Below are 11,658 nucleotides of genomic sequence, written 5' to 3' on the forward strand. Positions count from 1 at the left end.
ACCGGCCCGGCGGGCCGGTTCAGCCGGCGGCGGGGGTTTCTCACCGGTTCGCCTGCCACGGCGTCGCGGTGGCCTTGCCGGCGGCCCGCTCGGTGATCGCCGCAACCTCCTGCCGGGCCTGCGCCGAGATCCGCGCCGCATCCGGCTCCTTGTACCAGGGCCGCAGCGTGATCACGGCGGGCCGGATACCGGTGGCGAGCAACAGTGCGGTCCCCTTCGGCAGAGCCCGGATCCGGTCCGGCGGCAGCACGTGCTCCTGCCGGTACGAGGTGGACCGCGACGAGCCGTCCCGGCTACGCGAGACGCTGACCGTGCTCACGTCGTGCTGCCCGACCAGCTTGGACACCTTCTCCACGAAGTCGGCGTCGTCGAGGCCCGCACCGAGCAGCTTGATGGTGGCCGCGCCCCACAGCGCGTCCATCCCGGCCTCCCCCCAGACCCGGGACCCCTGCCGGTAGCTCTGCAACAGGGTGACCACGTTGATCCCCCGCGATCCCAGGTGCGAGTAGAGGTCGGGCAGGTCGGAGATCCGGCACACGTTCGCCGCCTCGTCCAGCACCGCCGTCATCGGCGGGTCGAGCCGGCCGCCCATCCGTTCGGCGGCCACCACCCCCGCCCGCAGCGTCGCGTCGGCGAGGCCGGCGATCACCCCGGCCGCCGAACCGCCACCGTCCTTGGACAGCAGGAAGAGGGTGTCCCGGCCGAGCACATGCTGCTCCGGGCGGAACTGCGGCAGGTACGGGTCCGGGGACACCCAGGCCAGGATCTCCGGGTCGAGCAGGCACGCCACGCACTGCCGGGCCGTCTCGTAGATGCCGTCGCGGGTCTCCACCGCCCCGCGTACGGTGCCCTGGAGCTGCTCGGCCATCGCCGGCAGCCCGGCGTCACGCAGCAGGTCGATCGGGGTGCGGTCGGCCGGGTCGGCCAGCCAGCCGAGCAGCTCGGCGACGGGTACCCGCCCCCGGGCGGCGGCCAGGAAGAGCGCGGTCAGGGTGTTCTGCGCCGCCGAGATCCAGAAGTCCTTCTTGGCGGTGTCGTCGTTGACCGACGCTACGAAGTGCCCGGCCAGTCGGCGGGCCCCCTCGATGCTCGTGCAGTCGGCGAGGATGTCCCACCACATCCGCCGGGGCACGTGGGCGATGCCCTGCGGGTCGAACGTCCACACCGTACCGACGCGTTCCCGTTCGGCGCGGGTCACCGCGTACACGTCGGACTTGTTGGAGGTGAGCAGCACCGCGCCCCGGGCCCGCAGCACCCGGGGCACCGCGATGCCGGTGGACTTGCCGGCCCGGGGGGCCATCAGGTCCAGCTCCACGTCCTCGAAGGAGGAGCGCAGCTCCGGGCCGTTCGGCGCGAGGTCGCCGAGCAGGTTGCCGGTGTCGTCCGGGCTGAGCTGCCGTACCCCGGCCAGCGAGGGACGCAGTTCCCGGGCGCGGGCGGCGATCCCGGCGGGGGCCAGCGGGGCCAGGTCACGTACCCGGGCCAGTCCGACCCCGCGCCCGCGCAGGTCCAGCAGCCGGCGTCCGGCGAGCACCGCCGGCACCACCAGCAGCAGCGCCACCACCAGCATCCCGGCGTAGACCGGGTACGGCGACGCGCCGGGCCAGAGCGTGCCGATGTCGCCGGAGATCAACGCCAGGTACGCGCCGAGGGTGAACGGCGGCGGGTGCCAGCCGTGCCCGGTCACCGCGGCGCCCAGGGTGCCGCCCAGCCAGGCGACCGTGAACAACGCCGCGTTGGCGAGGACCACCAGGCAGAACGCCCAGAAGAACAGGTCGGCCCCCCGGGGCGCGCCCGACGACATCCGGCTCATGCCCGCCACCCCGGATCGCCCGCGAGGGCCTCGTCGGCGAGGTGGGCCAGCTCCGGCCGGGTGGCCAGGTTGCCCAGTTCCGCCTCGGCCTCGAAGACCGCCTGCCGGGCCGCCGCCCGCTCCGCGGCCTGCTGGGCGGCGTACCCGTTCTGCACCCAGCGTTGGTTGGTGTCGTGTAGCCGGCGCTCGGTGTCGGTGATGGACACCCGGATCGGGATGCCGGGCCGGCCACCCACCTTGATCAGGAACCGGCCCCGGCCGGGTGGTTCCTCGTTGCTGCCGGTGCTCGCCCAACCCGGCGGCGACGACCAGGACGAGACCAGCTCGATCTCCCGCTTGGACAGGCCGATCACCCGGCCCAGGTCGGTCATCTCGGCCGCCGGCAGCCCGGCGCAGGCGACGATCCCGGCCCGCTCCACGAAACCGCGCGCCTTGGCCCGGTCGGCGTCGGACCCCAGCGCCTCGGCGTCCTTGAGGGTGTGGGTGATCTTGGCGTCGCCGAGGCCGAGCGACCGGTTGAGCCGGGTCAGCGCGTCGATCCGGTCGACGATGCCGGAGGCGGCCCGTAGCGGTCGCCACAGCTCGTCCAGGATGGTGAAGAACCAGCGGCGCGGAGCCAGGCCGGCGTCGGCGAGGGCGTGCGAGGCGGCGACCGTGCCCAGGCCCTCGGACCAGGCGGCCAGCATCGCCGCCGCGGTGAGCTGGGTGTCGGACTCGCCGATGCGGGAGATGTCGATGCAGACCGCCGGGGCGTCCGGGTCGATCCGGGTGGAGGTGGTCGAACCGAAGGTGTCGCCCAACGCCCCGTCGAGGATGCCCAGCAGCGACCGGTGCAGCGGGTCCACCGCGTCGCGGTAGCGGCTCTCCTGCCCCCGGTCCAGGGTCACCGCGCGGACCCGGTCGGGTCCCTCCTCCAACACCCGCAGCAGGTCCGGCAGCAGCGGCGCCCGGCCCTGCGGCGTGCGTTCGCGCAGGTGCCGCAGGCAGGCCGAGAGCACCGACTGTTCGTGGTCGTCCAGGGCCCGGCCGCGCACGATGGTCAGCAGCGCCGCGACCATGTTCAGCACCCGGCCGTGCGTCTCGGCGGCCAGCGCCCGGCCGGCCCGGCCGCCGATCCGCTCGGCGGCCAGCCCCATCGCCCCCGGGTCCAGCACGTTGATCCCGCCGACGCCGCGCCCGATCGGGATCACCTGACCGCCGAGGGCGCGCACCGTGTCCGCGTAGTCCGGCTTGAGGTCGCCGAGCACCAGTGGCACCACGCCGGTCGCGGCCAGGCCCACCGCCATCCGGTTGATCAGGGTCGACTTGCCCAGACCGGGCATGCCCAGCATGAACAGCGACGGGTTGGAGATGTAGCGGGCCCGGGTGAACCAGGAGATCGGATCACCGCAGACCGTGGCGCCGGTGTAGAGGTGCTGGCCCAGCGGCACCCCGGACATCGGCGCCCCCGAGCCGGCCGAGAACGGCCACAGCCCGCACGCCTGCACGGTGGTGGCCCGCCACATGGTGGGCGCGTCCAGGTAGCCGACCCGGCCCCCGCCGGGCCCCTCCCAGCCCCGCGCCGAGGCGGGCAGCTCCCGGCGGGGCCGGGGCGGCCTGGTGTTCTTCGGCGGTACGGGGGCCCCGTCGTCCGGGTCGCCGGCCAGCCCGGTCAGCGCGGTCCGCGCCCCCGAGGTCCCGGCCGGCCAGCCCGCCCCGAGCCCGTCCGCGCGGACGGCAGGTGCGCCGCTCACATCGCCTCCTGGAGTTCGTGTGGCAGCACGGTCTGCTCCCACGGAAGGATTCCGGCCGGCAGGGTGCAGGTGAACGCCGCCGCCTGCATCCGGTGGGCCGGCCGCATCGCGATCCGGGTCGCCCCGGTCATGTTGCGGACCAGCACCGACGCGTCGTCGAGCTGGGACCGGTCGTCGACGGTGACGGTCAGCATCAGCGAGAACTCCACCAGCCCCGCCCCGGTGGCCTCCTCGGCGGCGGCCTGCTCGGCGGCGCGGACCTCGGCGGCGGCCCGCGCCTGCACCATTCCCCGCCCGGAGGTGGCCATGAACTGCGCCGTACGCCGGTCGGCCTCGACGATCCGGGCCGAGGTCGCCGGGTCGATCGGCCGGTACAGCAACGCCACCCGTTTGCGGCGGGTGCCGGCGGAGGCGTCGAGCATGGTGCGCAGCACACTGGAGCGCACCGTGCCCCGGGGCGCCAGGGTGAGCAGCCAGGTCCGGGAGACCCCCGAGTCGTGCTGGTAGGCGTCCACCGACTCGACCGCGGCGACCGGCCCGCAGTCGGCCCACTCCAGCCCGGTCTGCCCGTGCTCGGCACGGACACTGAGCACCTCGGCGGCGCAGGCCGGGTCGTACGCCACCCGGACCACCTCGGCGATCTGCTCGGCCGACAGCGGCTCGGCGACGCCCCCACCGGCCCCGATCAGCCCGGTCAGCAGGCTCGGCACCCGGATGGCCAGGTCGGCGACCACGTCCTCCGGATCCCGCCGCGCCCCACCCACCGGGGCGTAGGTGAGGGTGATGTACGAATTCATCTCCGACGACGCCGACGGGTAGTCGTCGACCACCTCCTCCAGCACCGCACGGGCGGCGGCGGGAGCGGCGGCGTCCAGCCGGGGCAGCACCTCCGCCGCGAGCCGGGTGCCCGGGTCCGGTGCGGTCTCCACCACCACCGCCGCCCCGCGCAGCCCCGGCTCGTGGGCGAGCCGGGACAGCCACTCCCCCCACAGCGACACCCACGTGTCGACCTGCTCCGGGTCGACCAGCGACCCGCCGTCGGGCTCGCACCGCAGCACGATCGTGTAGAGGTTGCGGCTCTTGTGGTGCAGCACCCCGAACGGCCTGTCGTAGGCGTCCCGGCCCTCCCGGGCGAGCACCCCGCTGAGCAGGCCGGGCGGCGGGAACCGGCCACCCGGCCGGGCCGAGAGCGGCCCGGAGACGTACAGGTGCTCCCGCCGGGACACCCGACGCGACCAGCCGATCCGCAACGTCAGGAGCTGGTACATGTTGCGGCCGTCCTGGGTGCGTACGGCCATCGGCAGCAGCGCCACCACCAGCGGCACGCCGACCACGAACGCCGCCTGTAGCGACGCCAGCGAGGCCAGCAGCACCAGCACCAGCCCGCCGAACACCCCGACCGTGCCGACCAGGCCGAGCGGGCCCAGCCCGGCCCGGCGCGGCCGACGCCAGTTGCCGTACGTCGGTTCGATGACGGCTTCCGTCGACATTGCCTCTCCCTCGTCTCACCAGACCACCACCCGGCCGGATCGTCCGGTCGGCGGCGGTCCGCGCTGTCAGTTGTGGCCGGCGTCGCCGTCCGCGCCCGACACGGTGCCGGCCACCATGTTCCGGCCGGTCCGGGCCGCCCGGTGCGCCCCGTCGATCGCCGCCCCGACCGGCCCGGCCAACCGGGCGGCGGAACCCGCCGCCGCCGTGCCACCGGCGGAGCTGCCCGCGTTACGACCGGACCGGCCCTCGCTGCCGGACGGTCCCTGCCGGCCGGTGTCGCCCCGGCTGCCCTGCGGCCCGCGTGCGCCGGACGGCGCGCCACCACCTCCGCCGCCCGAGGACAGGGCGGACCCGGCGACCCGTTTCGCGCCGGAGGCGACCATGCCGCCCGCGGCCGAGACGGCGGTGCCGGTCGGATCACCGGTGCCCAGCGCCGCCGTGGCCGGCACCACAATCTTGAGCAGCGCCGGCAGGGCGATCGCCGACAGCAGCAGGACGCCGATGCCGGCGATGCGGATGTGCGAGGAGTTCTGGGTCCGGCTGCCGACGGCGAGCATCTCCGCGCCGGAGAACATGATCAGACCGACGGCGGGCTTGTAGAGCAGCCAGGCCACCGTCCAGCCGATGTGCTTGCGCCACCAGCCGGCGCCCCAGTTCGTCATCGACGCGGCGGCGGCCAGCGGCAGCGTGCCGAGCATGATGGTCATCACGCCCAGCCGCAGGTAGAGCATCAGCACGTGCACGATGGCGGCGATCAGCAGCAGGAAGGCCAGCACCAGCAGCAGGAACGACTCGATGGACGAGCCGTTGTCCACACACGGCACACCCATGATCACCTGCATGGCCGCCGACTTGAGCAGGTGGTCGGAGAAGCCGTCGGAGAGGCTGGCCGCCCGGCCCACCACCCACGAGCCGGCCCCGGCGACCAGGATGACCCGCAGGAAGCCCTGCAACGCGGTCCGTCCGGCGGTGCCCTTGCGTTCCATCGCCATCCGGGCGGCGGCGAACAGCACCGACCCGATCGCCAGATAGGTCACGACCCACTCGATCTGGTCGCTGATCAGGCTCGGTACGTCGTCCGGCCCGCCCTCGGTCGTGGTGCCCAGCGTCGGCACCGAGGCGCTCAGCTCGGCGAAGATCGAGATCGCGGCGGCCAGCATCAGGTTGGCGATCATCCGGACCAGGGTGCCGATCGGGTCACCGAGGAACGAGAAGAAGCCGGTGATGATGTCCAGCGGACTGGGAGGTGAACACCCGCCCATCTACTTCCTCCAGAGGGTGTAGCCGGCGCTGCCGGTGACCGTGCCGAGCGAGGCGTGCACCACGCCGGCCCGCGACGGCGTCACCTTCCAGTCGCCGGCGTCCCAGCGCAGCTCGACCAGGGTCGCCACGTAGCCCCCGGCACCGGTCTTGACCAGCAACTGCACCCGGGCGGCGTCGGCCGCGTACCGGGACAGGGCGAAGCCCGCATAGCTGCCGCCGCCCCGGCTGGTGACCACCCCGGCGGCGGCCTCCAGCCGGGCCACCAGCACGTCACGGCCCGGCCCCGGCAGCACCTGCCGGTCGGCCACCGTCCGCCAGGCGGGCCCGGCCAGCTGGGTGGGCACGGCATGTGCCGCCAGCACCGCACCGATCGGGGTGTGCGCGAAGCAGCCCAGCACCCCGTCGGCGGTGCGCGACGGCCCCTGCGTCGCGGAGACCGGCACCCGGTCGCCGCCGTCGAGGGTCCGCCACGCCACGTCCTCCGGCGGCACCGCCGGGCCCGCCGTCACCACCGGTCGGGGTGGACACTGCGCCACCTGCGCCTCGGCGGCGGCGCGGGCCACCGGGTCGACGGACGTCTGCCGGGTCACCCCGGACACCCAGACCCCCGCCGCCAGCAACGCCATGCCGGCGAGGAACGCGACGGACAGCAGCCAGCCGCGCTCGGCCCAGAACGGCGGGTCCGCCGGAGACCGGCCTCGCCCGCCGGTCACTGCGGCTGGCCGGCGGTGGTGCCGGCGCCGCCGAGGAAGAAGTTGGCCAACGGACCCGCGACGGCGACCAGGATGCAGCCACCGAGCACCAGGCCCAGGCGGGACATGTGTTCGGAACTCTCACCCCGCTTCACCGAGATCGCCATCATCGTGCCGGTGATCAGCACCCCGGCCACCCCGGCTGCGGTGCCCGCCCAGGCGATCAGGCCCAGCAGCTTGTTCACCAGGGTGTTCAGCTGTCCCGGCGCGTTGGGGGTCGGGTTGATCCCGCCACCGGGTCCCGGGTCGGGGGCCATCGGGAGGCGGGCGAACAGGTAGGCCGCCGCGTACTGGGACAGGCTCGTGAACGTCATCGGAACAGCTCCTTCAGGGCAGGTGGCATCACCGGAGGCGTCGACGACGCTCCGGCGGTGACGGGGGTGGAACAGGGCCGGGCAGTGCGGGGTGCGCTGTCCGGCCGGCGACGGTCCGGCTCAGAGTCCGAGGTCGCCGAAGAACGTGACGAGCGGTCCGGCGGTCGCGCCGAGCGCGCAGCCCATCGCGACGAACACCGCCCCGCGGAAGTGGTCGCTCATTTCCCCGGGCACACCCCGGTTGAGTTGGATGGCCATCGAGATGCCGAGGATGAGCAGCCCGGCGACGCCCGCCGCGCTGACCCCCCAGGCGAGCAGGTTCAGCAGGTCGTCGGCCGCGCCACCGGCCGGGTCGTACGGCGGCGGGGGCTGGAAGGCCGGCAGCGGGGAGGGCGCCGCCGCCGGACCACGCGCCAGGAACGCGGCGACGATCCCGTACCCGGAGGTCACCGGGTCATCCCCTCGCCGGCCAGCCCGGTCGCCGCCCGCAGCCGGTCCAGGGCCTTGGGCATCCGGGCGGGCTGCTGTCCCAGCCGCCAGGCCGGAATCCACGGCACCCGGTGCACCGGCGCGACCGACCGCAGCACCCGGATGCGGCGGGTCAGTGCCGGCGGCAGCCGGCCCGGGGCGTCGGCCAGCAGCGCCAGGCCGACCAGCCGCATGCCGGGCGGGTGACGCCCCTCCCGCAGCGCGTTGAGCGCCCGGGAGACCGCCCGCATCCCCTCGGCGTTGGTCCGGCCGACCAGCATCACCGTGGCCGGTTCCGCCCGCGCGGGGTCCGGCCACCGGCAGCCGAGGTCGACGCCGCCGAAGAGCCGGGTCAGCGTGGTCGTGCCGGCGCCGCCGTGCGCCGCGATCCAGCCCAGCCCCGTCTCGGACAGGGACCGCCGGGACACCGCCGCCCCGGGACCGGTCCGGACGGACGGCGGCCCCGGTGGCATCCGCGGTGCCGGGTCGGTCATCGTCGCGGACCCCATGGCACCCACCTCCTGTCGAATGTCGCTCCACTTCGTCGACGTCCCGGTTGAACCACCTCGGGTCCGGACCCGTCAGTACGGCGGGCCGGGCGGTCGACGGACGCCACTACGACGGGCCCCGCCACCCGGTTCACGCCGGGGACGAACTTTTTTCCACCGCGGTGGTGACCAGCCTGGGAGGCGACATGGCAGCGTCCGACAACGACGGCGCGGAGCCGACGCAAGGGTCGAACCGGAGCAGCGCGGCGCTGATCGGCGCGGCCGTCGCGGCCGGGCTGAGCTGCCTGGCGACCCCGGTGGCCGGGGTGGTCGGGGCCGCCGCCGTCTTCGTGATCGGCGCGCTGGGCGTGCTGCTGGCCCCGCTCGTCGCGCTGATCCTGTTCTTCGGTGGCGGCGGTGGGTCGGCCGACCCGGTCAGCGCCGCCGACGACTCGCTGGCCGCCGCGCAGGGCGACGGCAAGGGCACGCTCGACCCCGACCAGGTGCCCGAGGGGCTGGCGGACAGCATCGAGGACGCCGGGAAGACCTGCACCCAGATCGGCCCCGTGGTGATCGCCGCGCAGATCGAGGTGGCCTCCGGGTGGGACCCGGCGAAGGTCGGCCCGAACGGGGAGAAGGGCATCTCCCAGCTGCCACCCGCGGTCTTCACGCAGTACGGCGAGGACACCGACGACGACGGCGACACCGACGCGGTCGACGAGGAGGACTCGATCGCCGCCCAGGCCAAACACGTCTGCGCCCTGGCCCGGCAGGCCCAGGCACTGCTCGACGACGGCGAGGCGATCGGCGAGGTGCTCGACCTGACGCTCGCCGCGTACGCCGTCGGCATCGACGAGGTACGCCGGGCCGGTGGCGTCCCCTCCACCAACGCCGCCCAGCTCTACCTCGCGCAGGTCCGGTCCCTGTTCGCCAAGTACCAGGGGCTCGGCGGTCCGCCGCCGTCGTTCCCGCCGACCGCCTCGCCCAGCCCCGCCTCGCCCAGCCCCGGAGCGTCGGGTGACTGACCCGTACCGACCGGCGGAACCGATCCGACCGGCAGACCGACGAGGAGTGTCCATGACGGTGACGACCCCGCAGGAGCAGACCCGTGCCGACGACGCGCCGCCTGAGGACCGGCCGCCCACCTCACCGTTCATCCTCTACCTGCGTGACGACGAGTACGTCGAGGAGTTGGAGCTGCTCAGCAACTGGGTCCGGCTGCTGCTCGTGCCGATCTACGCCCGGGAGGCGTCCTCGACCGCGCCCTGGTGCGGGCAGTGGTGGCGACACCCCGAGGCGGTGGCGCAGTTGCACGGCCTGTGGTTGGCGTGGCAGGAACTCACCGGCCCGGAGGCGGGGCTGTGCGGCCCGGCCAACTGGCACCGCGACTACCTGGAGCCGGTGCTGAACAGCCTGCGCAACCCGGCCGGACCGTTCGCCGGCTGCAAGGCGGGCGCGCACCGGGCGAAGGAGGTCCCGCACACCGACCCGTACTGACCACCGCGAACCCGCCCGCCCGGACCGGCAGGTCAGGGGCGGGCGGGTCGGTGGCCCGGGTGGGCTCAGCGGGAGATCGGGGCGGTGACGATCGCGGTGCCGTCGACCAGGCCCACGGTGACGAAGGCCAGGTCCGCAACCGGCAACGACAGTTCGCCGGTGACCTCCTGCGGGCCGGTCGAGGCGGTCCAGTCCCGCACCACGTGGGTGACGCCGTCACGGGTCACCGCGAACAGCCGGTACCGCAGGCCCTGGCGCAGGCCGGTGGCGGTGATCCGGATGGTGGAGCCGCGCCCCTCGTCGGTGGTGATCGCCACGGAGAGGCTCACCCCCTCGGCCGGCGCCTCCCCGGTCGCGGTGAGCACCACGCCGCTGTGGTCGCCGAAGCCGGTGACCGCGGCGATCCCGCCGGCCAGGACGACGGCCACCAGCGCGGCGGCCACCCCGCCCCAGAGGAGCATCCGGCGACGCCGGGCCGGGTCGCCGGGGCGGGTGCCTGCCGTGCCGGAGGCCGTCGCGGGCCGGTCCCCGCCGGGGCGGCTGCCCGCCCCACCGCCGGTGGTTCGCGGACCGGTGCCCCGGCGAACGCCCCGCCGGGGCGTCGCGACCGGGGCCACGTCGGTGAGCGGCTCGGCGGCCGGTGCGTCGGCCGTCGCCCCAGCGTCGTCGACGGTGGGTGGTGGCGGGGAGTCGGCCGGCGGACGCGCGACAGGCACCGGTGCCAGGGCGGCCGGCGGGGTCGGGACGCGGTCCGGCGGTGGGCCGAACTCGGGCGGCAGCGGGAACTCGGGCGGCAGGCCGGCGAGATCCTCCCAGTCGGCGGCGTCCAGCCCGCCGAGGGCGCTGGTCACGCCGCCCATCTCACCCGCCGTGGACAGGCACTCGTCACAACCGGCCAGGTGGGCCTCGAACGTGACCCGGTCGGCGTCGTCGAGCGCGCCGAGCAGGTAGAGGGCCAGGGCGGCGTGCTCGGCGGTGGGCTGGTCACCCCCGGTGCGCATCACGCCCTCCTTCTCGACCCGGAGACACCGGTGACGGTGTGACGACCCCCGGGACGGCAACCGTCCGGCGGATCGAGCGGGAAACCGACACGTCGCGTCATCACGACGACTCGGTCGGGCCGATCGCTGCGTGCAGCGCGCGCACCGCATAGTACGTCCTGGACTTTACCGTACCCTCCGGGATTCCCAGTCGCTGTGCGGCCTCAGCGACCGAGGAGCCCTTGTAGTACATCTCGACGAGCACCTCACGGTGTTCCGGTTTGATCTGCTGCAACGCCAGCCGGACGGTGTGGGTGCTGACCACCCGGTCCATCTCGTCGTCGGCCGAGGCGAGCCGGTTGAGGTCGGGGATGGCCACCTCGGGCGGACGGGACTGGCGGGCGCGCATCGCGTCGATGGCCACGTGCCGGGCGACCGTGTAGAGCCACGGGGCGATCCGGCGCGGGTCCTCCGCCAGCGTCTCCAGATTCCGCCAGGTACGCAGGAACGTCTCCTGGACCAGGTCCTCGGCGAGTTCCTGCCGGCCCAGGAGCAGTCGGGTGAGGAACCGCAGCAGCGGTCCCCGGTACTGCTCGTGGATCCAGCCCATCAGGGCCTCGGGGGAGGCCCGTTCGGTCGCCGCGTCGCCGGTCACCCCGGGCGCTTCGTTGGGCACCGCCGACACAGAACGCCTCCCCCTGACGTACGGGTCACCCCCGTACGGCCGCGCCGTCGTCTCGGCGTCGAGCCCGCCTAGGAAGGAAGCATAACCATGCTCATCGGACGGTCGACCGGGCCGTCGACCGGTCGGTCGGTGCCGCCGGGGTGCGGCGGTGGACGGTGCGGTGGCGGCCCACCG

Annotated in this window: 12 protein-coding genes; 2 read left to right on the forward strand and 10 right to left on the reverse strand. The window is 74.6% G+C overall.

What is annotated here, in order from left to right:
* Window positions 1–40 precede the first annotated feature (40 nt).
* The 8 genes from ACN267_RS10220 to ACN267_RS10255 all read right to left on the reverse strand — a co-directional run bounded on the left by ACN267_RS10220 (window position 41) and on the right by ACN267_RS10255 (window position 8,343).
* Window positions 41–1,813, reverse strand: a complete 1,773-nt coding sequence (locus ACN267_RS10220) for a type IV secretory system conjugative DNA transfer family protein (RefSeq protein WP_239485768.1) — start codon at window positions 1,811–1,813, stop codon at window positions 41–43.
* Window positions 1,810–3,546: an ATP/GTP-binding protein gene (locus tag ACN267_RS10225; RefSeq protein ID WP_281897992.1), complete on the reverse strand. Its 1,737-nt coding sequence runs from the start codon at window positions 3,544–3,546 to the stop codon at window positions 1,810–1,812. Before ACN267_RS10225 ends, ACN267_RS10220 begins: the two co-directional genes overlap by 4 nt.
* Entirely contained in the window at window positions 3,543–5,036 is a 1,494-nt protein-coding gene (locus tag ACN267_RS10230) for an SCO6880 family protein (protein ID WP_204960197.1), read from the reverse strand. The genes ACN267_RS10225 and ACN267_RS10230 overlap by 4 nt, the downstream gene beginning before the upstream one ends.
* 66 nt (window positions 5,037–5,102) lie before the next feature.
* Complete coding sequence (locus ACN267_RS10235; protein WP_204960198.1) at window positions 5,103–6,299, reverse strand: hypothetical protein; 1,197 nt, start codon at window positions 6,297–6,299, stop codon at window positions 5,103–5,105.
* The gene (locus tag ACN267_RS10240; protein ID WP_421488504.1) at window positions 6,300–7,013 is read right to left on the reverse strand and encodes a hypothetical protein; all 714 of its coding nucleotides are present in this window, start codon (window positions 7,011–7,013) and stop codon (window positions 6,300–6,302) included.
* Window positions 7,010–7,366: a hypothetical protein gene (locus ACN267_RS10245; RefSeq protein WP_204960200.1), complete on the reverse strand. Its 357-nt coding sequence runs from the start codon at window positions 7,364–7,366 to the stop codon at window positions 7,010–7,012. The genes ACN267_RS10240 and ACN267_RS10245 overlap by 4 nt, the downstream gene beginning before the upstream one ends.
* Window positions 7,367–7,486: 120 nt before the next feature.
* Window positions 7,487–7,816: a hypothetical protein gene (locus tag ACN267_RS10250; protein WP_204960201.1), complete on the reverse strand. Its 330-nt coding sequence runs from the start codon at window positions 7,814–7,816 to the stop codon at window positions 7,487–7,489.
* Window positions 7,813–8,343: a hypothetical protein gene (locus tag ACN267_RS10255; protein WP_239485769.1), complete on the reverse strand. Its 531-nt coding sequence runs from the start codon at window positions 8,341–8,343 to the stop codon at window positions 7,813–7,815. The genes ACN267_RS10250 and ACN267_RS10255 overlap by 4 nt, the downstream gene beginning before the upstream one ends.
* Window positions 8,344–8,528: 185 nt before the next feature.
* Here ACN267_RS10255 and ACN267_RS10260 point away from each other — a divergent pair, with 185 nt between their 5' ends.
* Together ACN267_RS10260 and ACN267_RS10265 are read left to right on the forward strand one after the other, a co-directional pair.
* The gene (locus ACN267_RS10260) at window positions 8,529–9,347 is read left to right on the forward strand and encodes a lytic transglycosylase domain-containing protein (protein WP_204960202.1); all 819 of its coding nucleotides are present in this window, start codon (window positions 8,529–8,531) and stop codon (window positions 9,345–9,347) included.
* A gap of 52 nt (window positions 9,348–9,399) precedes the next feature.
* A complete protein-coding gene (locus ACN267_RS10265; RefSeq protein WP_204960203.1) occupies window positions 9,400–9,819 on the forward strand; it encodes a DUF4913 domain-containing protein in 420 nt (139 codons plus the stop codon).
* Between the two features lie 65 nt (window positions 9,820–9,884).
* Here the strand turns inward: ACN267_RS10265 and ACN267_RS10270 are convergent, their stop codons facing one another.
* Window positions 9,885–10,820 carry a zf-HC2 domain-containing protein gene (locus tag ACN267_RS10270; RefSeq protein WP_204960204.1) on the reverse strand — a complete coding sequence of 312 codons (936 nt, stop codon included), beginning with the start codon at window positions 10,818–10,820 and terminating at the stop codon, window positions 9,885–9,887.
* Between the two features lie 100 nt (window positions 10,821–10,920).
* Window positions 10,921–11,475 (reverse strand): sigma-70 family RNA polymerase sigma factor, encoded by a 555-nt coding sequence (locus ACN267_RS10275; protein WP_204960205.1) that lies wholly within the window; start codon window positions 11,473–11,475, stop codon window positions 10,921–10,923.
* Window positions 11,476–11,658 lie beyond the last annotated feature (183 nt).

Origin of the sequence: Micromonospora sp. WMMD734, from assembly GCF_049178975.1 — a bacterium.
Lineage (GTDB): Bacteria > Actinomycetota > Actinomycetes > Mycobacteriales > Micromonosporaceae > Micromonospora > Micromonospora wenchangensis.